Genomic DNA, 24701 nt, shown 5'->3' on the forward strand with positions numbered 1-24701 from the left:
CCAATCTTTCCGTTCCGGAGGATATGGAAAACAGGCGGCTTTCCTTGGAAAATGGAAGCATCAAGATCAATCGTTATCGAAAGCATTGGTCCATATACCACGTAATCAAAGGAGATATGTCATGGTGGAAGGTGTGTCGATCGCCTGGTGGGCGGCGCTGGCCGGCCTTGCCGTCGCGATCGTGCTGATTCTGAGGAAGCTCAACGCCACGTACGCGCTGCTGCTGGGGGCCGTGGTCGGCTGCCTGATCGGCGGCGCCTCGCTCGCGCAGACGGTGAACGTGGTGGTCGCCGGCGGCCAGAGCGTGGTCGGCACCATCGTGCGCGTGCTCGCCGCGGGTGTGCTGGCCGGCGTGATGATGGAGTCCGGCGCGGCGGACCGCATCGCCAAGACCATCGTCGCGAAGTTCGGCGAAAGCCTGGCCATCTTCTCGCTGGCGTTCGCCACGATGATCATCTGCGCGGTAGGCGTGTTCATCCCCGTGGCCGTGCTGATCGTCGCCCCGATCGCCCTCGAGGTGGGCAACCGTCTGGGCATCTCCAAGCTGGCGCTGCTGGTGGCGTTGTCCGGCGGCGGCAAGGCCGGCAACATCATCTCCCCGAACCCGAACACCATCGCCGCCGCCTCCGGCTTCGGCATCCAGCCGTCCGCGGTCATGGTCGGCAGCTTCATCCCGGCCGTCTGCGGTCTGGCCATGGCGGTCCTGCTGGCCACACTGCTGCGCAACCACGGCGCGGCGCCGACCCTCGCCGAGGCCGGCGGCGGCAACGCCAATGGCGACAGCGAAGCCGAGGATTCCGCCGAATCCGCCCGCGAACTGCCGACCATCGGCCGCGCCCTGGTCGCCCCGGTCATCGCCATCGTGCTGCTGCTCGTCAATCCGATCGGCAGCGTGCTGGGCATCGGACTGCTGGCCAAATTCCAGGTGGACGCCATGTACATCCTGCCGTTCGCCGCCGTGATCGGCCTGTTCGTCATGGGGCAGGGCCGTCACCTGCTCGACTACACCAAGGCCGGACTCGCCCGCATGACCGACGTGGTCCTCATCCTCATCGGCGCCGGCGCGATCGGCGGCCTGATCACGAACTCCGACCTCTCCACGCAGATCGTGAACCTCATCAAGGCGTGGGGCGTGTCCGGCTCCCTGCTCGCCCCGCTCGCCGGCATCCTCATGGCCGCCGCCACCGCGTCCACCTCCACGGGCGTGATCCTCGGCAGCAGCTCGTTCGGCTCGTCGATCCTCGACTTCGGCGTGACCCCGGTCGCCGCGGCCGTGACCATGCAGGCCGGCGCCACGGTGATCGACCACCTGCCGCACGGCAACTACTTCCACGTCTCCGGCCAGGCCATGAAGATGACGGTCGGCGAGCGCATGAAGAGCGTGCCGTTCGAGTCGATCGTCGGTCTGACGATGACCATCGTGGCCACGCTCGTCTACACGCTGTTCTGAGCGTCCTCGGCGTTCCGAGCGTTCCGATTCCCGTATCGCAGGACGCATCGTTGTATCGCCGTACCGCTGTATCGAAGAAACGTATCGCAACCATATCGTTGAAATCAAAGGAGATCGCCATGAAGTTCGTTATCGCGCCGGATTCGTTCAAGGGCTGCATGACCGCCAAGCAGGCGGCCGAGGCCATGCGCGCCGGCCTGCGCCGCGTGTTCCCCGACGCCGAGTATGTGATGGTGCCGATGGCCGACGGCGGCGAAGGCACCGTGCAGTCGCTGGTCGACGCCACCGGCGGCGAGCTGCGGCAGGCGCAGGTGCTCGACCCGTTGCAGCGGCGGACCGTTGCGGAATATGGGCTGCTGGGGGATGCGGCGGGCGTCGCTGATGCCGCCGATGATTCCGCCGGTCTCACCGCCGTCATCGAAATGGCCGCGGCCAGCGGCATCCAGTTCGTGGACGACGAAACCAAGAACCCGCTCGTCACCACCACCTACGGCACCGGTCAGCTGATTCGCGCCGCGCTCGACGACGGCGCCCGCACGATCATCCTCGGCGTGGGCGGATCGGCCACGAACGACGGCGGCGCCGGCATGGCCGAGGCGCTGGGTGTGCGGTTCCTCGACGCGGACGGCAACCCGATTCCGCGCGGCGGCGGCTTCCTCGATCGTCTCGACCATATCGACGTCTCCGGCATCGACCCGCGTATCGCCGAGACCCGTATGCTCATCGCCTCCGACGTGACCAACCCGTTGGTCGGCCCGAAGGGCGCCTCCGCGGTGTTCGGCCCCCAGAAGGGCGCCACGCCGGATATGGTCGCGCGGCTCGACGCGAACCTGACGCATTACGCCGACGTCATCCGCCGCGACCTCGGCGTCGAGGTGGCCGATGCGCCGGGCGCCGGCGGTGCCGGCGGCCTCGGCGCGGGGCTTCTCGCCTTCACGAAGTCGACCATGCGCTCCGGCGTCGAGATCGTCTCGCAGACCGTGCGTCTGGCCGACCGTGCCGTCGGCGCCGACTACTGCCTCACCGGCGAGGGCGGCATCGACTTCCAGACGCAGTACGGCAAGACCCCGATGGGTGTGGCGCAGGCCGTGCACTGCGGCAATCCGGGGATCGGCGTGGTCGCGCTCGCCGGATACGTGGGCGAGGGCATCGACCAGCTGTACGACCTCGGCATCGACTCGGTGTTCGGCATCGTCCCCGCCGCCGTGTCCCTGGACCGTGCGCTCGCCGACGGACCGGCGAACCTTGAGCGCACCGCCGAAAACGTGGGCCGATTGATTCGCATCGGCCGTTGATCGGGCTGCCGGCCAAGCCGTATGGTTCTCCCGTAAGCCACGAAGTGACGATTGGTTGATTTCCTGCGTTCCCTGCCATGATTCCGCGGCAGGGAACGCAGGAAATCGTCGTTATGCGACTCCGTGTCGGATATCGGTCCTCGAAGCATATGCAAAACACTGAAATTGCAAGGAATCACGAAACTGTTTATGGCCGTCTTCTGTCACGGAATGACGATAATGACGACTCTGCGATTCCGTGCCGCATGTTCTTGGCACGGAACGTATTGATGACGATTTCCTGCGTTCCCTGCCATCAATCCGCACGCTGCGAAAACACCCGTCGCATACTTGCCGAAGTTCGGGTATTGTGGTTGATTTGAATTTGTCCGCTGAGAGATGGTAATGAACGGGGACAGACGGATCATGACGGAACTCACAATGGCACAGAACGATGTGGAACAGCCTGATATGGCACAGCCGAATCAGGCCACGATGACCGGTGCGACCGGTGCGGCCGCCGACGATATCGCCGCCGTCAACGCGGCGATCGCGGCGTATCCGCGCGCGAAGGCCCGGACCCGACGATTCTCGCTCGGCGCGCCCCGCACGGCCAAGGTCCTCGATGACGGTTCGCGCGCGCTGCTCCTGCGTTCGCGCGGCCCCGAGGACGACGTCACCTGCCTGTGGCTGAGCTGGTTCGACGGCGCCGGCCGACATCACGAGACCCTTCTGGCCGATCCGCGCGATCTGCTGGCCGCCGGCAACGGCGCGAACGCCGGTGCCACGCCGGCCGCCGCCAAGGCGTCCGTGCCCGACGAGGAGAAGGCCCGGCGCGAGCGTGCCCGCGAATCCGCCTCCGGCATCGTGTCCTACAGCGTCAACGATTCCGGCAACCGCGTGGTGTTCACCGTCGACGGCCGTCTGTGGCTGACGACCATCGTGTTCGACGGCGACATCGAATTCATCAGTGATATCAACGACGGTGACATCAACGACGGCGGCACCGGCGACATCATGGCCGAGGCCGGCGCCGCCGCCGAAGGCGCGTCCGCCGGCCCGGCCCGCGTGAGCGTCGAGGACGGCGAGCTCCACGCCGTCACCCGCGAGCTCGGCGACACCTGGTACGTCTCCGCGATGGCCGTGCACGGCCATCCCGGCCGCCTGTTCCGTCCGGTGCTCAATCCGCGCATCTCGCCGAACGGCAGACTCGTCGCCTACACGACCGGCCGCATGATCAACCTCGTCGTCATCGGCGAGAACGGCGAGCCCGACGACGAACGCTCCATCTGCGGCGTCTACGACGACCCGAACGTGACCGTCGGCCTCGCCGAATTCGCGGCCGGCGAGGAGATGGACCGATACGACGGCTTCTGGTGGTCGCCCGACTCGAAGAGCCTGCTGATCGAACGCGCCGACGAATCGCCGGAACCGGTCTGGCACATCACCGACCCGGCCGACCCGACCGCGCCGGCCCGCACGCGGCATTATCCGCAGGCGCTCACCAAGAACGCCGACGTGCGACTGTTCCGTTTCGACATCGGCTCGGCCGAGCGCCGCGCCGGCAACATGGCGTACTCCAGCATCGTCGACCTGCCGGAGGTCTGGTGGGACCGCCGCGGCTACGAATACCTCGCCGACGTGCATTGGAGCCGTGGCGGCGACCCGCTGCTGCTCGTGCAGAACCGCCGCCAGACCGCCGACCAGGTGCTGTCGATCGGCGCCGAGGGCAGCAACCCCAACGTCGGATACGCGCCGCAGCAGAGCATCCTCGACGGATTCGCGCTCGAACAGGACGGTGGCGCGCTCGCGGCCGAAGAATCCGGCAAACGCTGGCTGCCCACGACGATGCTCACCGTGAGCGGCAGCCGATACTGGCTCGACCTCATCCACGGCTGTCCAGCGTTCACGCCCGACGGCCGTCTCATCACCGCCATGCCCGACGAGGAGACCGACACCATGCGTCTCGCGGTGGACGGCCATGCGTTCACGCCCGCCGGATGGCAGGTGCTCGACCTGCTCGACGTGACCGACCACGACGTGCTGGCGCGCGCCACACGCGACGCCCGCGGCGTGGACGTGGTGAGCTTCCCGCTGCCGCCGGCCGGACAGGAGTTCCTCGGCTCGTACTGGCAGGAGCTGCATGAAGGCGACCTCAACGAGTCGTGCGACAGCTGCGGCGACTGCGGCGACTGCGAGACGTCGGCGGCCGAAGGTTCGGCCAACGGGTTCGGCAACCAGTTCGCCGCGGCCGGCGCCGACGGCCCGCACGCCGAATCCTCCATGCCGACCGTGCTGAATCCCGAGCCGGGCGTCTGGACCGCCTCGCGCTCCGGCGACGGCCTGGTGATCTCCGGCCGAACGATGCACGACGCGAAGGCCGTCATGCTGCACATCGTCGGCGATTCCCGCGCGGCAATCAGCAACCACGCCGAAACCCCCGGATTCACGCCGAACACGACGTTCGTGCGGCTCGGCCGCCGTCGCCTGCACGCGGCGATCACGCTGCCGTCGGCCGGCAGCCCCTACGCCGACGCCGAAACACTGCCCGTATTGATGAAGCCGTACGGCGGGCCGATGCACCGCGAGGCCATGCTCTCGCAGGCGATGCACTGGGATTCGCAGTGGTGGGCCGACCAGGGCTTCATCGTGGTCGCGGCCGACGGACGCGGCACCGGCGCCCGCGGTCTCGCCTGGGACCACGCCATGTTCGAGAGGTTCGCCGACGTCTCGCTCGAGGACCAGGTCGACGCCGTACACGCCCTGCCCGATGCGATGGCCTCGCTCGCGGACGGCGACGGCCCGTTCGCCGGCGCCCCCCGGCCCGACCTCGACCACGTGGCCATGATCGGCTGGTCGTTCGGCGGATTCCTCTCCGCGCTCGCCGTGCTGCGTGCGCCCGACGTGTTCGCCGCGGCCTGCGCCGGCGCCCCGCCCACCGACTGGACGCTGTACGACACGCATTACACCGAGCGGTATCTCGGCCTCAACCCGCGTGTATACGAGAGGAACAGCATCATCGCCGACGCGCCGAACCTGCGCCGTCCGCTGCTGCTCATCCACGGATTCGCCGACGACAACGTGACTGTGGCCAACACGCTGCGGCTCAGCTCCGCGCTGCTCGCCGCCGGCCGCGAGCACACGGTGCTGCCGCTCACCGGCATCACCCACATGACCAACGACGAGACCGTCGCCGAGAACCTGCTGCTCTTCCAGCGCGACTTCCTCCGCAAGGCGTTCGCCGAGTAGCGCGGGGCAGCCGGGTCGATTGCGGTGCGATGCGGGCGGCCCATGCCGTCCGCATTCGCGGCGAAAAGGTGAACAGCCGGTACGCGGCTGGTGCGCAAGCCTTCCTGACGGTGAAAATCTTCCCTCGTTACATAAATCTCCCGTAGGTTTTGTAATCTATTGCACTATTGCGATTAGTGCATTATTGCGATAGCCGCGCGAGTACATGCGGATACATGCGTATGTACGGGAACGACAGTACCGAAGCCGCGGCGGGAAACGAGGAGTACATGCAGGACGTCGAGGAACTTGACGCGGAAAACCAGATGAACCGAGGGCTGAAGAACCGCCACGTGCAGTTCATCGCCATCGGCGGCACCATCGGAACGGGCCTGTTCCTTGGTTCCGGCAAGTCGATTTCGCTCACCGGACCGAGCATCGTCTTCGTCTACATCGCCGTCGGCATCATCATGTTCCTGCTGATGCGCGGCATCGGCGAGATGATGTACCGCGACCCGAGCCAGCACACGTTCATCAACTTCATCACGCGGTATCTCGGCCGCGGCTGGGGGCATTTCGCCGGATGGACGTACTGGATCGTGCTGATCCTCATCGGCATGAGCGAGATCACGGCCGTCTCCACGTACTTCGTCACGTTCTTCGACACGTTCGGCATCGACCTCAGCCATTGGAAATGGCTGATCGAACTGTGCTTCCTCGTGGCGCTGTCGGGCATCAACCTGATTGCGGTGAAGGTGTTCGGCGAGGCCGAGTTCTGGTTCTCGATGATCAAGATCACGCTGATCTGCGGCATGATAGCCACCGCCGTCGTGATGCTCGTCATCGGCTACCACTATCCGGCCGTGCAGATCACCGGCTCCGACCACATCAGCCCCGCCGGCCAGGTGAGCATCGCCAACATCACCGACGGGTTCTCTCTCGCGCCGAACGGCTGGCTGGCCCTGCTCATGAGCTTCCAGATGGTGTTCTACGCGTACCAGATGATCGAATTCATCGGCGTGACCGTCTCCGAGACCGAGAACCCGCGCAAGGTGCTGCCCAAGGCCATCAACGAAATCATCCTGCGCGTGCTCATCTTCTACGTCGGCGCGTTGGTCGCGATCATGGTGATTGTGCCGTGGCGCAACTTCCAGCCGAACGCCGACGGATCGTTCGCCTCCCCGTTCATCATGGTGTTCAAATACGCCGGCCTCGACTGGGCCGCCGCGCTCGTGTTCTTCGTGGTGATCACCGCCGCGTCGTCGGCGTTGAACTCGCTGCTGTATTCCGCCGGCCGCCACCTGTACCAGCTGGCCAAGGAATCGCCGTCGCCGGCCATGCAGCGCCTCGGCGTCGTCTCGAAGAACCACGTGCCCGCGAAGGCCATCGTCGTGTCGGCCTGCATGATCGTGCTCTCGCCGATCATCAACGCGTTCCCGCAGGTTTCGAGCGCGTTCGTGCTGTTCTCGTCGGCGTCGTCGGCCGTGATCATCTTCATCTACACGCTGACGATGATCGCGCACCGTCGCTACCGCGTTTCGGCCGACTTCATCGCCGACGGCTATGTGATGCCGGCTTGGAGGTTCACGAACACGCTGGCCATCGCGTTCTTCGTGTTCGTGTACTGCACGCTGTTCATCTCGACCGATACGCGAGGCCCGGCGATCGCCGGCCTCGTGTGGCTCGTCGTGTTCGGTGGATTCTGCCAGTGGAGGCAGAGGCTGGAGGACCGCGACCTCAAGCGGGCCGTCGCGCGCCGAAAGTAGCGGCCGCGCGCGACCGGCGCGGACGTACATCTGCGAATTCGTCCGTCTCGTTGACGCCTCTGAGTATCATGCCCCGATGGGCAAAGGGAGGCGGACATGACGCAGTTCGAGATCGTCGTCGGGCAGATCGTCGGGTTCTTCATCATGATGATGGTGGGATACGGCTGCGTTCGGCTGCGGTTCTACGGGATGAAGACGCTCGACGGCATGTGCATGCTGCTCACGAAGGTGCTCATCCCCGTGCTCGTGTTCAGCAACGCGGTCGCCGACACCACGCGCGCCGATCTTGTAGGCAACTGGGGAATCATCCTGCTCACGGCCATCATGTACGGACTGCTGATGGCGGTGTTCGCGCTGGTCGCGTGGGCGTTGCGGTTGCGCGGCAGCCGCAGTCATCTCTTCCAGGCGGGATTCATCTTCGGCAACGCCGGGTTCATCGGCATCCCGCTCGTCATGGCGCTGTTTCCCAAGGACGGCGCCATCTTCATCGTGCTGATGTCGCTCGTCGACCAGGCGCTGCTGTGGTCGTACGGCGTGTGGCTGTGCGAGCCGGTTCGCGAGTCGGCTCGCGGGGGAGCGGCCGATGGGAACGACGCCGGTTCCGTTGCCGGCGTTTCCGCTTCCGGCGCTTCCGTTGCCGGCGCTTCCCGATCGGGTGTGACTGCCGCGTCGACCGTCCGTTCGGGGGCCGGCGCCGATGCCGCGACGATTCCGCTGTCTCGCCGCATTCTCGGTTTTCTTCGGCGATTTGCGAATCCGGCGTTCATCGGCATTCTCATCGCGCTGGCGATCATCGTCGCCGGCGTGCGCGTGCCGGCTGTGATCCTGACGCCGTTGCACACGATCGGCCAGATGTCGACGCCGCTGTCGCTGTTCTATCTCGGCGGTCTGTTCGCGCTGACGAAATGGTGGGGCGTGTTCGCGAAATACGAGCTGTACGTCGGCATGGTGGCGAAGATGCTGCTGTTTCCCGTCGGCTTCTACGCGCTGATGACGTGGTTCGCCGGCGTGACCGGCCTGCCGCTCACCCACGAGATGATCGAGATGATGGCGCTGATATCCGGCCTGCCGACGATGACGACGATCGCCATGTTCTCCGGCCGCGCGAAGAACATGCCGGAATACGCCGTCGGCCTGGTGCTCGTGACGACGCTGTTCTCGCTCGTCTCCCTGACCGCCGTCTCCGCCTTCATTTTCTGATGTTTCCGCGCCCCGATTTTCCGGTGTTCATGAATCGATGAATACGGACGTATCGAGCGATTCGTGCGATTGCTTATAGTGCACGAATCGCCAGATATGAGCGTATTGGCCTATTCGTACGACCGATATCGGCGCATGAATCGTCTGGTACAGATACATGTGGCGTTTCGTGGAATCGTGAATGACGCACGAATCATCGAATATACCCATATTCGACGATTCGTGAACAGACGTGGCGTGCATGAATGCGCAAATGTGCTTATATCGAACGATTCGTGATTGAAGAAACGACGCATGAATCATCGAATATTTGGGTATCTGACAATTCGTGATAATTACGTTTATCCACGAATTATCAGATACGGGCATAAGTATTGATTCGTGCCGCAAATGTTGATGCATAATTATGCGAATATGCCCATATCCAATGATTCGTGCACGGTCGCTCTGCTCACGAATGTCAAAATACGGTCGCATTTCGACATTTGTGAGACAGACGCGGCCGTAACGCACGATTCGAGCCGAATAATCAGAGCCGATGAATGCGTCGACGTCGGTCGGCCAGCTGCTCCATGCTCATGGGCGGCGTGATGGATACGCGACGGCCGGTCTGTGCTTCCATGGCGGCGGCCACGCGCATCATCAACGTCGCCATATGCCAATCGTCGGAAAGGTCGAGCTGTGTCACAGTGAACAGTCGCCAGTTCTTTGCGGCCACCGCCTCGCGTTTCCATTCGTCGCGTCGCCATTGCTTTTTGTCGGTCCGATGATGGTCGCCGTTGTACTCCATTCCGACCTGTGCATCGGGCCACGCAAGATCCAGTGTCACCGCAGTGCCGTTGGGATACGCCAGCCCCGGAATCGTGTAGTTGATTTCCGCCTGATCCATGCCGAACTGCAGGGTTCGCAGCCGCATCTCGCATTCCTTCGGTGAATCGGCGCCGGGGCGGGCGAGTCGCAGCGCCCGCACGCAGCGTCGTTTTCCAGGGAACTTGCCCATAATGCCGACGTACGTTCGAAAATCATCAAGATCGAGTGTCGTATGGCGCAGTATCGATTCGGTGAGGATGATTAACGATTCCAAATCAAGGAATTTCGACATCTGCGCCCATGCGACAAGAGGGCGGACCGCCGTCAGTCCCGGTGCGGGAACAACGATATCGGAATCCGTCAGCGCCGACCACATATGTACGTTCACGCCGTTGATCACGGACCTGCGCATGCGTTTTTGCAGTACGGTCGCGTGCAACAGCGGTTGCAGCGTCGTCGTCTGCGGCAGTTCGATGCGTTGAAGGGCGAGCGCGGTGGTGTGACTGTACGGAATCTGCAGATTATGTTCGTGGCAGGCTCGCGCTGTTTCGATGTATGTTTCGTTCAGTGATGCTGCGGTCAATGGTTTCGCCGAGCGGTCGATGGCGACGCCGGCGGGGCCTGAGCTGACGTTGGGTCGGGCATTTTTGGCATTGGAATGGAACTTCGGATTCGTTCGGACGTCTGGGGGCATGGCCGTGGCTGCAGGGGTGCCCGTTCGTTCCATGATTGCGCCGTAGGTGGTTGTATTCATAATCGCTCCTTTGCGTGGTCTTGCACTGCACGGTATCGGGGTCGTTCGGCGCGGTGCAAGGCAAAACGAAAATGTTGACGAACGTGAATTCATGAATCCTTCACAAATGAATATTCGTGAACGGTTTCGGATTGCATGAATTGCGCGATACGGGTGTAATCGATGATTCGTGAATAGAAACCCGGTGTTTGAATCCTTGGATGAAGGGGTATCGAGCGGTTCGTGGATGATTCCGTCGCGCATGAATTTCGATATATGCCGACATCACGTGATTTGCGAAAAAGTTGGCCATGCATGGGTTGTGAGATGCGGTCATATTTGATAATTCATGCGTGGAAATTCGAGGAATGAATTATGAAATATGGGCATATCGATGGATTCGTGAACGGACATTGCGTGCATGAATGCGCAAATGTGTTTATATCGGACGATTCGTGAATGGTGAGGATGCCCATGAATTGCCATATATCGATATGCCGGACGATTCGTGAACGGGAAAAGTCGCGAGCGGATAGGGGGATGTCGGTGTATCGAACGATTCGTGTGTATGGGCGTGGGCGAGGGTGCGGGAACGCCTGTACGAACGGGAATGTTTGTGCATACGAGGGCGGTGTGCGGTGCGGACGGGATGCGGGGTTTGCCGCGTGCTGGGGCGCCTCACGAACGGGGGAGACAGCCGCCGTAACCGGTCGTGCGGGCTGCGCGTGCCGAGCCACCGCGCGAACGGGGTGGACGGGTGGTTTCGGGTGGCGGGTGTTGTGGTCTACAATGGACGATGACATATTGTGAGCGCGCATATATTGTGCGGAACACTGTGCGAGGCATCGTGTGAATGACGGGCGGGAAGTCGCCCGGAGCACCATGAGCACCATGAGCAGCACCGTGATGTAGTTTTCAAGGCCAAGGAAGACCGCAGGCGCTCGCGATATCGAAGACAGACCTTGCATGACGAATCGACGCCGTTCCGGCCCGGGCGAAGCAGCCGCCGAACGGGACCGTGTCGAAGGCGTCGGGCGCAAGGGAAGCGCGACGAGGGGGAAGAGGAGCCTCCGAGCCGCAGACATTGAGGAGGATGTCAATGAATTCTGCCCCCGCAGAGAAACGAAACGGCCTGGGCCGGCGTCTGGTGGCGGTGAGCGCCACCGCGGCGTCGCTGCTCTCGTTGTGCGTGGGCGTGCCGGCGATGGCCGCCGACGCCGACGCAGCCGCAACGCCGACGGTCGCCACAGCCGCTGCCGCCGATGCGAAGCCGACCCTGCTCGCCAGCTGGGACTTCACCGGCAAGAACGGCACGAGCAGCGGCGCCATCGCCGATTCGACCGGCAAATACGACCTGACGCTCGACGGCGGCGCCGCGATCGAGCAGTACGGCGACCGCAGCAACAACGAATCCCTGTCGCTGCGCGGCAACGGCCAGTACGCGCAGATCGACGACCAGCTGTTCAAGGATGCCGGCGACTCCTTCACCATGGAGTTCGCCGCGAAGACCCGCCACAACGACAGCGGCAAGTTCTTCTCGCTCATCGTCGGCAAGGACGGCTCGAACGACTCGAACACCACCGATCAGGCGAACGCCAACAAGTACCTGATGTTCTACGACAGCACGACCGCCGTCAAGGGCGTGATCTCCGACAACAACTGGGGCAACGAGCAGGGCGCCAAGGTCAACGTCTCCAACAACGACAACGTGTGGCACAACTTCAGGATCGTCGTGGACGGCACCAGGCTCGCCGTGTTCCGCGACGACGCCCTGATCATCTTCAAGGCCGATACGGGCATCAAGATGAGCGACCTCGGCGCCACCACCGCATACATCGGCAAGTCGTTCTATGGCGTCGACGAATACTGGAACGGCGCGATGGACGACATCAAGATCTACAAGGGCGCCGAGCTGACGCTGCCCGAATCCGTCGCGATCTCCGGCACCGGCGTGGCCGACGGCAAGCTCACGCTCATCGAAAAGGCCACCGCCAAGCTCGCCGCCACCGTCAAGCCCGACGACGCCGTAAGCAAGAACGTCACGTGGGCCTCCTCCAACGAGTCCGTCGCGAAGGTGAGCGCCGACGGCACCGTGACCGCCGTGAAGGCCGGCGAGGCCGCGATCACCGCGACAAGCGAGCTGGGCGACAAGCGCGGCTCCATCACCGTGACCGTGAACCCGATGAACGCGCATGACGCCGCCACCGCCGACCTCGACGCCGCCATCGCCGCGCTGAAGACCACCACCGACGAGAACCTGCCGCTCGCGGCCAAGGGCTCCGAGAACGGTTCCGCGATCACGTGGTCCTCCTCCGACCCGAAGCTCATCACCGGCACCGACGCCGACTACAAGGCGCCGGCCAACGGCATGGCCGACCCGTACAAGGGCGCCGGCGTCGTGACCCGTCCGGCCTACGGCGACGGCGATTCCAAGCCCGTCACGCTCACCGCCACCGCCAGCTACAACGGCGGCGAGAAGGTGACGAAGACCGTCGAAGTCACCGTCAAGGAGAAGACGCGCGAAGTGCCCGACGGCGCGTACGCGGCCGTTACGTTCCTTTCCGACGCCGCCACCACGAACGGCAAGATCGGCGAGGCGCTGTACGAATCCGCCACCGACGGCAACAACTTCTTCTCGTTCAAGGAGATCAACGGCTCCAACCCGGTCATCGTGTCGAACACCGACACCAAGGGCCTGCGCGACCCGTACGTGCTCAAGTCCAAGGACGGCGACAAGTTCTACATGATCGCCACCGACCTCAAGGTCTCGTCGCAGGGATGGGGCCAGAACCAGCAGTATGGCTCCCTCAAGCTCGAGGCCTGGGAGTCGACCGACATGGTCAACTGGACGCGCACCAACGCCGAGGACGGCGACACCGGCATCAAGGTCAACGCCGACAACATGGGCATGACCTGGGCGCCCGAAGCCTTCTGGAGCGACGAGCTCAACTCCTACGTCGTGTTCTGGTCGTCGCGTGAATACACCGACGCCACCCGCAAGACCGCGGTGAAGAGCTCGAAGACCGGCAACGCGTACAACATCCTCGTGATGGCCACCACGCGCGACTTCCGCACCTTCACCCCGGCCGAAAAGTGGCAGGACACCCAGTACTCCCGCATCGACTCCACCGTGTTCAAGGTCGGCGACACCTACTACCGCCTGACCAAGAACGAGGAGGGCGGGGCCGCCGGCAGCTACATCACCACCGGCAAGTCCACGTTCCTCGAGCGTTCGAAGTGCCTGACCTGCACCACGACGACGGCCGACCCGAACGCCGACATCACCAAGACGTGGCAGCTCGTCGACCAGAACATCCTGCCGTTCGAGGGTCCGGAGTCCATCAAGCTCAACGCCGGCGACCCGAACCAGAACGAGAAGGGCGACGCCATGATCATCATGGCCGACTCCGGCGGCTACAAGCCGTTCATGGCCTCCGAGTCCGCCCTCGCCGCCTCCGGCTGGACGAACCGCCTCTCGCAGACCAACGGCTGGTACACGGAGAAGCAGTGGGGCCCGGGCGTCACCGGCAAGGTCACCCCGACCAACATGCCGACCCCGACCCGCCACGGCGCGTTCGTGAACGTCTCCGCCGCCGTCGCCGAGAACATGCACAAGTGGACCTCCGCCAACCCGACGAAGATCCCCGCCGTGGACTCCACGACCGCCGCCAAGTACGACGCCGACTCCCGCGAACTCACCGCCACCGTGACCGCCGCCGACAAGGGCACGGTCGCCGGTTCGGTGAAGTTCTCGACCACGGACGGCAAGTGGTCCAAGACCGTGAAGCTCGACGCCAAGGGCGTGGCCGCGGTCACGGTTCCGGGCGACGTGGCCGGCACGATTTCGGTGGTCTACGACGGCTACACCGACAAGCTCGTCAACGCCTCCTCCACCGAGGTCAAGGACGTTGAGGCCACGAAGTACGGCGTGAAGGACCTCGCCAAGGTGACCGCCGTGTACACCGACAACGGCGCGACCGTGGCCGGCTTCGATTCCCAGAAGTCCGACCCCGTGAGCATCGACAAGGGCCGCAGCGTCAGGCTGCAGGGCGTGCCGACCGGATGGAAGACCGACGCGGCCACGACCGACGCAGGCCAGGTGTTCACCGTCACCAGCCCCGACGGCGCCGTCACGCAGGTCTACACCTTCGCGTTCAAGTCCGGGCCCTCCACCAAGCCGACGCCGAACGAGCCGAACAACGGCAACGGTTCCGGCAACGCCGGCAACGTCGGTGGCAATAACGGTTCCGGCAACACGAACGGCGGCAACGCCGGCAACGGCAACGCCGCCGCCAAGCCGTCCGACAGCAAGACGACCGCCGCCGGCGACGGCAACCAGTACGGCGGCCGGCAGCAGCTGTCGAAGACCGGCACGGCCGTCACCGCGCTCGCCTTCGCCGCCGTCGCGCTCTCCGGCATCGGCATCGTCGCCCTGCGTCGTCGTCGCGCGTAGCGCCCATCCCGCCATCCCATCCGGCTCCCCTCATATTCGAGGGGAGCCGATCCGACCCCGATCCGGTCACATCACGCATAACCCAACCACGTAATCCATAACTCAATATCGCAAAGCACCCAAAAATCCCATCCAATCGCAGAGGAGCATTATGGGAATCTGGAAGAAGGCCATAGGCCTCACGGTCGGAGCGGCGACGCTCGCGGCCGGCATGCTGGTGCCGATGACGGCATCGGCCGCGGAGACCAATCCGCTCATCCACTATTCATTCGACAAGGCGCTTACCGGCAAGACCATCGCCAACGAAGGCAGCGCCACCGGTTCCGACGCCACGCTCAGCGGCGACGCCACGGTCGCCGACGGTCAGATCAGACTCACCGGATCGCAGACCATCGGCGTGCCGACCACGGCCCTCAAGGACCAGAAGGACGTCACCGTCTCCATCTGGCTGAAGAACAACTACGGCAACGGCAACACGGCCGCCGCCTATATCGGCGCGGCCAAGACCGGCAACTATCCGAACAACGGCTACTTCCTGCTCAACCCCGCCAATCCGAGCGGCTACGTGAAGTCCGTCATGACCACGGCCACGGCGGCCGCGCCGTCCGGCAGCCCGTGGGGCACCGAAACCGGCCCCGGCGCCACGAACGCCGCCGCGTCCGGCACGAAGGCCACCTCCGATCTGGCGCTCTACACCACCGTCATCGACGGTACCAACGGCACGATGAGCTTCTATCTCAACGGCCGGCCGGTCGGCGACGCCACCTACGCCATCCCCGAAGGCGGCCTGACGAACTACGGCGACCTCGTCGCCTACATCGGCAAGTCGGCGTACTCCGACCCGAACTCGAAGATCGACGTCGACGACTACGCCGTCTACGGCGCGGCGCTGAGCGCCGACGCCGTGGCCGACCTCTACGGCGCGGAGGCGTTGGAGAAGGCCGTGTCGTCGATCGCGTCCTCCGTGCCGACGTCGGCCGACGCCGACTTCACGCTGCCGACGTCCGCCGCCGGCGCGACCATCACGTGGAAGTCCGACAACGCCGCCATCGCCGTCGACAACGCGACCGGCAAGGCGGCCGTCGTCCGTCCGGCCGCCTCCGCCGGCGACGCGAAGGTCACGCTTACCGCCACGTTCACGCTCGGCGACGACACCAGGACGGTCACCTACGTCGTCACCGTGCCGAAGCAGCTGTCCGACGCCGACAAGGCGCAGAAGGACGCGGCCGCCATCGCCATCGAATCCTCCGACGACGTGCGCTCCAACATCTCCCTGCCCGTGACCGGCGAAAACGGTTCGAAGATCGCGTGGACGGTCGTCGCCGGCGGCGACAGCGCCGCGATCGGCGACGTGACCGACGGCCGTTACGTGACCGTGAACGTCAAGCGTCCGGCCGCCGGAGCGAAGGCCGTAAGCGTGACGCTCAGGGCCTCCGTCACCAACGGTTCGGCCACCGAGACGAAGGACTTCACCGTCGAGATCCAGCCGATGCCGGCCTCCGAGGAGAAGGACGAGGCCTACGTGTGGGCGTTCTTCACCGGTGAGGGCGCGGGCGCCGAGAAGATCAGCCTCGCCGCCTCCAAGGGCAACGACGCGCTCGACTGGAACACGCTCAACGACGGCACGCCGCTGTTCACGTCCGAATACGGCGAGAAGGGCCTGCGCGACCCGTTCATCATCCGCTCCAAGGACGGCGACAGGTTCTACATGCTCGCCACCGATCTGAAGATCGACGGCCGCGCCGGCGGATTCGACTCCGGCCAGCGCAACGGCTCGAAGTACATCGAGGTGTGGAAGTCCGACGACCTGGTCAACTGGTCGAAGCAGAGCCATGTGAAGGTGAGCTCCGACTACGCCGGCAACACGTGGGCGCCCGAGGCCTACTACGACACGGCTATCGGCAAGTACGTCGTCTACTGGGCGTCGAACATGTACGACACGACCGACAACAGCCTGTCCGTCCGCACCCACGTCACCTACAACCAGATGATCTACGTGACGACCGATGACTTCGTCAGCTTCTCCGACCCGCAGGTGTGGGTGAACGTCAACCAGGGCAAGGGCAAGGGCATGATCGACGCGACCATCGCCGAGGAGAACGGCGTCTACTACCGCTTCTACAAGGACGAATCGCAGATGAAGATCCGCGAGGAGAAGTCCACGAACCTGCTCGCCGCGATCGGCACGGCCACGACGCCCGGCACGCTGCCGAAGCAGACCGGCCTCGCTGCATCCGCCCAGTGGACGCTCGTCAGGGACCAGATCGGCAACGGTCAGAACAACCAGTACGGCGGCACGTTCTCCGGTGGTGAGGGCCCGTCGGTGTTCCCTGCCAACGACGGCGACGTGAACGGCAACAAGTGGTATCTGTTCATCGACCAGCCGGGCTACCACGGCGGCCCGAACCACTACATCGGCTTCAAGGTCAACGATCTGGCCACCGGCGAGGTGACCTCTGTGAAGTACAAGAGTCTGCCGACCAACTCCGACGGCGGCAAGCCGCGTCACGGCACCGTCGTGCCGGTGACGCGCGCCCAGTACCAGAAGGTGCTCGAGGCGTATGCGAAGAACGTGGCCGTGAAGTCGGTCGACGCCATGGCCGTCTCGACCAAGGTCGGCGAGGACCCGACCGGCAGCCTGCCGGCCAAGGCCCACCTCACCCACGTCGACGGCTCCGAGGCCGATGTGGATGTCGTCTGGGAGAAGATCCCCGCCGACGACTACGCCAAGACCGGAACGTTCACCGTCAGGGGCGTGGCGCAGGACGACTCCCGCATGCCCGTCGAGGCCACCGTGACCGTGACCGGCACGAGCATCGCCGACGCCGACGTGACGCTCGAGAAGACCGAGTACACCGCCGACGGTTCGGAGAAGAAGCCGGCCGTCACCGTGAAGCTCGGCGACAAGACCCTCGTGGCCGGCGCCGACTACACGGTCGCCTACGCGAACAACGTGAAGCCCGGTTCCGACGCGACCGTGACCGTGACCGGCGTCGGCCTGTACGAAGGTACGAAGGCCGTGACGTTCACGATCAGGGAGGCAGCCGGCCAGACCGTCGACAAGGCCGGCCTGCGCAAGGCCTACGACAAGGTGAAGGACTATCGTGCCGCCGACTACAAGTCCGGTTGGGACGCGTTCGCCAAGGCCCGTGACGCGGCGGCCGGCGTGCTTGCCGACAAAGCGGCCTCGCAGGACGACGTCGACAACGCGCTCGCCGCGCTGAACACGGCCGCTGCCGGACTGGTCAGGGCCGATGGCGCCAAGCCGGCGCCGGGCCAGAACGGCAGCGGTTCCGACGCCGGTAGCGCCGGTTCGAATGGCTCCGGTTCGGACGGCTCGACCGGATCTCATGGTTCGCAGGCCGGTGGCGGGCAGCTGTCGAAGACGGGCGCTGCCGTCGGCGGCGTCGCGCTCGCCGTCGCGCTGCTGGCCACGGCCGGCGCGGCTGCTGCGCTGCGCCGACGTCGCGCGTAATCGTACCTGCGTTGCGTTGGCCGTACTCACGTCGCGTGTAGTTGCGCCGACGCCGTGTGTGGCCATACCTACGTAGATGCGACTACGTAGATGCACGATCCGGTGCCGTCGGGACCTTCTTCATTCATAGGTCCCGACGGCACCGTCGTTTGTGCACGCGAATGGACGTTCGCATGGACGTTCGCATGGACGTTTATGGGTCGTGGTCGCGGGCTTGTTGATGGGTCGTGGTCGCAGTCCCGTCGGTGCCGCCGGCCGTTTGTGCACGAATGGGCACTTATCGGTCGCGACTGCGGGCTTGCCTGCGACGTCGGTTGTTTGCGCGCACGAATGGGCGTTTATCGGCGTATTCGTTGATTCGCGAATCAAGTCATTGTTCGCGAATCGACTGGTACGCCTCCATATCGCGATTCGCGATGTGGATAAACATGCACGAACTGATTGATATGGATGTATTGCGTGATTCGTGCGCGATTATATCGTCGATGAATCGTCAGTAGTCCGCGTATTTCACGGTTCGCGTACGGGAGCGCCGTTCATAGATCGTCAGATACAGGCGTATCCGACGATCCATGGATGTGATGGCCTCGCGTAAATGGGGTTGCATAACCAAATAATCCGGAAAATATTACGAAACGGCTTGTGAGAGCCTTAACATCTGCTATACTAAAAATGTACTTGTTAGCCCTCACAAGACGACGTTGACGCCGTTTCGTGAGTGTCGACAAATGCAAAGCAACACGTCTACCGAACGCCGACGGTGGCAGCGATGCCGACGTCGGGGCCTGATGCGATGTGCTGTATACAACCGAACAAATCAACCGACCAACGACAAATCGGAGAAGAGTGACCTTCTCCGCCAACCATCAAAGGAGCTGCGACAACCTCTCTCTTTCATTTCCCCTTTAGAAACCCCTGCTGCGCGATCCGAGAACCGTTTTAAGCCTCTTTTCAGGTTCTCCGGTCGCGCAGTTTGGTTTTTGAGACGGTTGGGTCGCGTTGACTCCATTCGCGAATCGCGCGATATGGATATATCACTCGATTCACGAACGAAAGAAGTCGCTTTTATGCCCCTACGACTTTCGTCATGAACGATGGGCCACGGCCTCAATCTCGATGACAGCGTCGGCGGCGAGCGCTCCGACCTCCATGGCGCTGCGGGATGGGTACGGCTCGCCGAAGAAATCGGCGTACACGGCGTTCATGGCGGGGAAATCCGAAAAATCGGTCATGAATACCGTGGTTTTCACGATAGCTTCTTTGTCCAGTCCGATGCTCCTCACTGCAGCTTCGAGGTTACGCAGTGTCGCGCGGGTCTGTTCCTCGATGCCTTCCGGCATGACGCCCGTCTCCGGATCGATGGGTAGCTGTCCCGAAACGAACACCATATCGCCCGCTTCGCGAACAGCGGAATAAGGTCCGGCCATGATTGCTCCTTGGTAAATGTGGTCTGCCATTGCGGTGCACGCCTGAGATTGTGCGTTGCAGTGCAATGGTTTGGATTTATGAATCGATTGAACTGAACTGAATTGAATTGACTCGATAGTTTGCCCGTTTACTCGGCCTGCGCCATGCGCAGATACCGGTACGCGGTTGATTCGGAAACGCCCATCAGATTCGCGACATTGCTGACCGCGCCCTTGAACTGGAAATATCCGCGGGAATTCAGCGTTCTCATCGCCTTGAGACGATCGTCTACGCTGAATTTCGTTACGGGAATCCCGTTTTCCGCACTCATGGCATTGAACACCTGCATGGCCATATCCTCCACGGAAACGGCCAGATTCTCCTCATACGTCTCCGAGGTCTCCTCGACGTTGGGGGTGGGGAGATAGGCATGCTCGATCTGCTCTATCGACCGCTTGAGCGTGAGGAAGGCCGTCTGATCGGTGTTGACGCAAATCGTTCCCACGATTCGGTCGTTGCGGCGGATGAAATAGGTGGAGGAGACCAGCGAATGCTCGCTATGACTGACGTGTCCGGGATATCCGGCGATGTAGTCCTTGTGTTGTGCCATACCGTCGTTCAATACCTTCAGCATCAGGTCCGTGGCCGGCGATCCGACTGATCGTCCGCTGACGTGCCCGTTGGCGATGGCGATTACCGATGATTCGGGATTCGTGACGTCATGGAGCACCACTTCCGTATTGGAACCCAGGGCCGCGCCGAGAAAATGCACCAAGGGTATGAAGGAACGCACGTATTCGCTGTCCTCGTTCATGTTCCTGCCTTTCCACTCATCGTTGCGGCAGCGGCGACTATGTGTATGCCGTTCTGCCATTATTTGCGTGATGGGGGGGCATCGGGAATGGAAAGGAGAGTGCCCCCCTCGTCCCGATGCCTCGGCTGCGTGGCCGGTCCGCCGGTGAATGCTACAGCAGGGCCGAGCCCTTGGCGATGTAGCTGGCCATCTCCTCGCGGGGAACCATCGAGCCGCCGGTCGCCCAGGCGATATGCGTGGCGTTGGCCATCTTCTCGTCGGTAAGCCCCATGCGCTCGCGGTATTCGGTGTTGTCCAGCACTCGCCACGGTCCGGCGAAACCGGCGGAGGAAGACGGTTCGATATCGAATCCGGAGGTGTGGTCCAGCATGGCGATCAGGCGGTAGAGCTCGTCATCGTCGATGGTGTAGAAGCCGTCGAGCAGATGTTCCATATGGCGGCCTACGAATCCGGAGGCGCGTCCCACGGCCAGGCCGTCGGCTGCGGTGAGGTTATCGATGCCGAAGTCTTGCACGCATACGTTGTTGTGCTCGCCGGTGTAGACGCCCAGATACATGCAGGGGGAGTGCGTTGGCTCGGCGAAAATGCAGTGAACATTGTCGCCGAACACGGTCTTCAGACCGAAGGCAACGCCGCCGGGGCCGCCGCCGACACCGCACGGCAGGTAGACGAACAGCGGATGATTCTCGTCCACGCGCACATCATACGTTTCCAGCTGACCGGCGAGTCGACGTGCGGCGACGGCGTATCCGAGGAACAGCGTGGAGGAGTTCTCATCGTCCACGAAGTAGGCAGTCGGGTCAGCCTCGGCTTCCTTGCGGCCCTGTGCCACGGCAACCGAGTAGTCGGACTCGTATTCGAACACATGCACGCCATGCTCGCGCAGCTTGTCCTTCTTCCACTGACGGGCATCCGCCGACATGTGCACACTGGCGTCGAAACCGAGCGCCGCGCTCATGATGCCGATGGAAAGTCCCAGATTGCCGGTGGAGCCTACGGCAACCTTGTATCCGCTGAAGAATTCGCGCATCTCGGGTGTGGCCAACTTGCGGTAGTCGTCGTCATAGGTGAGTTTGCCGGCTTCGATGGCGAGATCCTCGGCGTGCTTCAGCACTTCGTAGATACCTCCACGGGCCTTGATTGAGCCACTGATCGGCAGGTTGGCATCGAGCTTGGTCCACAGCTGTCCCGGAAGCTCCTGGCCGTATCGCTTGGCGATGGCGTCGAGCATGTCCGGCACGGCGGCCAGTGGGGATTCCAGGATGCCTTCCGTCACCTTGGTTTCGGGGAACAGTTCTACCAGCAGTGGCGCGAAACGCTTGAGTCGGTCGGCGGCATCGTCGACGTCCTTGACGGTGAGCCCGACTTCGGGCAGGGCCTCGGCCGTCGGCTTCACGCCAGGGTTGAACCAGGTGCTCGGTTTGAGGTCGATGAGCTCCTGCAGCTTGGGAAATTCCTCGACCCACTGGGAGACTGGCTTGTTCAGCACGATGTTGTCGGTCATTTGCACTCCTTTGTATTGCTGGGTATTTTGTGTTTGTTTTATGGGTTGTTGCGTGGTTGTTGGAATGTAGTTGCCGGATTGTCTTATGTCGCTGTTTCGTCGGTTTGTCGGTTTACGGTTCCGCTCGCCGGTTCCGGTCAGAAGAACAGACTGACGACCAGCGTGCCGCACAGCGCCACCACAGAGGTGATTGTGGTGCTGACGGTTAGGGTTTTCAGTGCCTGAGGTACGGTCATATGCAGGTATTCCTTGACCATCCAGAACAGCGAATCGGTGACGTGCGTGAATCCGATGGCGCCGGCGCCGATGGCGAGGGCCAGGATCTCCGGGCTTAGGCCGTCCGAGGTCTGCAGCATCGGCATGACGATGCCGGCCGCACTGATCATGGCGACGGTGGCCGAGCCGACGGAGAAGTGGAGGACGAGAGCGATGATGTAGGCGAGGATGATCGGGCTGACGGGCAGGTGCGACAGCGCATCGGCGAGTGCCGGGGCCACGCCGGATTCGGTGAGCATCTGGTTGAACGCGCCGCCGGCGCCGATGATGAGCAAGATGCCGCCGATCGGCCCGAACGAGCCGTCGGTGAGCGAAGAGATTTGGGTAAGCTTCATACCGCGGCTCAGGCCGAGCGAGAAGTAGGCGAAGAAGACCGAGATCAGCAGGGCGGTGATTGGGTTGCCGATGATGTCGATGATCTTGTAGGCCATGGTGTCTGCGGCCAGGGTCTTTGTGCAGATGGTGCGGGCAATCATGATGAGCAGCGGCAGCAGCACGGTGAACAGGGTGATGCCGAAGCCCGGAAGATCCTTGGTTTCGGTGAGCGACGTGGCTTTCGCAGACGTCGAATCGTCGTCAAGATCCTCGTCGGGACCAAGATTGTGCATGGCGAAGTGCGCGTAGAGCGGGCCGCCTACCAGCACGGAGGGAATCGCGATGCACAGGCCGAGCATGATGACGGTGCCGATGTCGGCGCCGAGCGTTCCTGCGATGGCAGTGGCTGCCGGGTGTGGCGGGAGGATGCAGTGCACTACCATCAGCGAGGTCGCCAGCGGGATGCCCACCTTGATGCGGGAGATTCCGGCTTCCTTCGCGACGACGAACACCAGCGGGACCAGGAGAACGAAACCGACCTCGACGAACACGGGGATGCCGCAGATCAGACCGAGTAACGCCATGACGAGCGTTGCGCGTTGCTTGCCAATGGCGTTGACCATCGTGGTGGCGAGACGTTCTGCGCCACCGGAGACTTCAAGCAACTTGCCGAGTACGGCGCCGAAGCCGATGATTAGCGTCAGGAAGCCGAGTGTGCCTCCGACGCCGTCTTCAATCATGTCTCCGACTTTGCTCAGGTCGATGCCGGTGGCGACAGCTACGAAGAACGCCGCCAGCAGCAGCGCCATCGAGGCGTGCATCTTGAATTTAATGATTAATAAGACGATGAGCGCGATCGATATGATCAGCACCGCGATAAGTGCTCCAGTTCCCATTTCGACTCCCTTGTCGGCGTAGTGTGCTCGTTACGGCTTGGTGCGTCGGGTGTTTGCAGGTCGGTTCCTTTGCAGAAGTCATCTCGCAAACGTTATGACAATAAAATTCTATCAGTGATAATAATTTTTTGTCAAGATAAGATTTTTTTCGTACTTTGCACAACGTCGTCTTGAATACCGGCTGGCCGTCACCTCCGCTTGCATGAATTGCAGGATATGGGCATGTCATTTATTTCGTGCTTTCGAATATTGCGCACGAATCGCCCGATGTGCTCATATTCGACGATTTGCATTTGCGTCGCCGTCGCGCGATTTACGAGAAAGACCGGCGTCTTCCAATTCTCGAACGAGAAAAGCGCGCGTGAATCGACGGATGAAAGGATATCGTTGCATTCGTGTGTGGGGTATCCGCGGGTGAACGGCGGGCTGCATGCGTATCTGACGATTCGTGAACGAAGGATGAGCGCGCGAATTGCGGAATAATACGCATCGTGTGATTCGTGAACGAAGGGAGGGAGCGTGATTTGCGAAATGCATTCATATCGGATGATTCGCGAACGAGGGATTGGCGGGCGAATTGTGAAATGCGTGTGTATCGATTGATTCGTGAATAAAAACGGCGTGCGGGAGTCGGCGGATATGGGGATGTCGGTCGATTCGTGAACGGGACGGCGGCGCGGGGATTGGATGATATGCGCGTATCGGATGATTCGTGAACGGGGGATTGGGGTGCGAATTGCAGAACATGTGCGTATCGGGTGATTCGTGAACGGGGTGCTCGGCGTATTCCGCGAGCAGGTCGAATCGGGTCGGTCGGGTCGAATCGGGTCGGACCGAGCTGGGCTGAACCGGACCGAATCAGGTCGACCACGTCGGGGGAATCGGGGGATTGAGGGCCCCGTGCGTCGGGGATGCGGTGGTAAATAGTGAGCGCGCACATTAAACTTGTTAGTGCTCACATCGTCGGTGCGGGCGATTGCCGTGCGCAAAGAAAAACGAAGTCGTTCGCAACGCAGGCAATCGTAGGCCTCGCCGGTCTGGGTGCAACTATTAACAACGAAGTATTGGCAATTGATTTGACTGACCGTGAGGAGCCGGTT

12 protein-coding genes are annotated in these 24701 nt (G+C 62.8%); 7 read left to right on the forward strand and 5 right to left on the reverse strand.

What is annotated here, in order from left to right; all coding sequences use genetic code 11:
• The first annotated feature begins 121 nt into the window (after positions 1-121).
• From GFD18_RS08860 to GFD18_RS08880, 5 genes are all read left to right on the forward strand, one after another.
• Positions 122-1450, forward strand: coding sequence for a GntP family permease (locus tag GFD18_RS08860; RefSeq protein ID WP_163198665.1), 1329 nt, complete (start codon positions 122-124; stop codon positions 1448-1450).
• A 119-nt stretch (positions 1451-1569) separates the two neighbouring features.
• Complete coding sequence (locus GFD18_RS08865) at positions 1570-2745, forward strand: glycerate kinase (RefSeq protein WP_163198662.1); 1176 nt, start codon at positions 1570-1572, stop codon at positions 2743-2745.
• A gap of 474 nt (positions 2746-3219) precedes the next feature.
• A complete protein-coding gene (locus GFD18_RS08870; protein ID WP_163198974.1) occupies positions 3220-5973 on the forward strand; it encodes a S9 family peptidase in 2754 nt (917 codons plus the stop codon).
• 221 nt (positions 5974-6194) lie between these two features.
• A complete protein-coding gene (locus GFD18_RS08875) occupies positions 6195-7718 on the forward strand; it encodes an amino acid permease (protein ID WP_163198659.1) in 1524 nt (507 codons plus the stop codon).
• 96 nt (positions 7719-7814) lie between these two features.
• Positions 7815-8918 (forward strand): AEC family transporter, encoded by a 1104-nt coding sequence (locus GFD18_RS08880; protein WP_163198656.1) that lies wholly within the window; start codon positions 7815-7817, stop codon positions 8916-8918.
• 529 nt (positions 8919-9447) lie between these two features.
• Here GFD18_RS08880 and GFD18_RS08885 read toward each other — a convergent pair.
• Positions 9448-10482 carry a hypothetical protein gene (locus tag GFD18_RS08885; RefSeq protein WP_163198653.1) on the reverse strand — a complete coding sequence of 345 codons (1035 nt, stop codon included), beginning with the start codon at positions 10480-10482 and terminating at the stop codon, positions 9448-9450.
• Between the two features lie 1078 nt (positions 10483-11560).
• Between GFD18_RS08885 and GFD18_RS08890 the strand changes: the two genes are divergently transcribed.
• Together GFD18_RS08890 and GFD18_RS08895 are read left to right on the forward strand one after the other, a co-directional pair.
• The gene (locus tag GFD18_RS08890) at positions 11561-14914 is read left to right on the forward strand and encodes an Ig-like domain-containing protein (protein WP_318644532.1); all 3354 of its coding nucleotides are present in this window, start codon (positions 11561-11563) and stop codon (positions 14912-14914) included.
• 151 nt (positions 14915-15065) lie between these two features.
• Positions 15066-18389 carry an immunoglobulin-like domain-containing protein gene (locus GFD18_RS08895; protein ID WP_163198650.1) on the forward strand — a complete coding sequence of 1108 codons (3324 nt, stop codon included), beginning with the start codon at positions 15066-15068 and terminating at the stop codon, positions 18387-18389.
• Positions 18390-19474: 1085 nt separating this feature from the next.
• Here the strand turns inward: GFD18_RS08895 and GFD18_RS08900 are convergent.
• The 4 genes from GFD18_RS08900 to GFD18_RS08915 all read right to left on the reverse strand — a co-directional run bounded on the left by GFD18_RS08900 (position 19475) and on the right by GFD18_RS08915 (position 23601).
• Complete coding sequence (locus GFD18_RS08900) at positions 19475-19816, reverse strand: RidA family protein (RefSeq protein ID WP_204313967.1); 342 nt, start codon at positions 19814-19816, stop codon at positions 19475-19477.
• A 128-nt stretch (positions 19817-19944) separates the two neighbouring features.
• Positions 19945-20610 carry a helix-turn-helix transcriptional regulator gene (locus tag GFD18_RS08905; protein ID WP_163228275.1) on the reverse strand — a complete coding sequence of 222 codons (666 nt, stop codon included), beginning with the start codon at positions 20608-20610 and terminating at the stop codon, positions 19945-19947.
• 151 nt (positions 20611-20761) lie between these two features.
• Positions 20762-22114 carry a D-serine ammonia-lyase gene (dsdA, locus tag GFD18_RS08910; protein ID WP_163198640.1) on the reverse strand — a complete coding sequence of 451 codons (1353 nt, stop codon included), beginning with the start codon at positions 22112-22114 and terminating at the stop codon, positions 20762-20764.
• A gap of 137 nt (positions 22115-22251) precedes the next feature.
• A complete protein-coding gene (locus GFD18_RS08915) occupies positions 22252-23601 on the reverse strand; it encodes a GntT/GntP/DsdX family permease (RefSeq protein WP_163198637.1) in 1350 nt (449 codons plus the stop codon).
• Positions 23602-24701 lie beyond the last annotated feature (1100 nt).

It is taken from the genome of Bifidobacterium saimiriisciurei (assembly GCF_010667655.1).
GTDB lineage: Bacteria > Actinomycetota > Actinomycetes > Actinomycetales > Bifidobacteriaceae > Galliscardovia > Galliscardovia saimiriisciurei.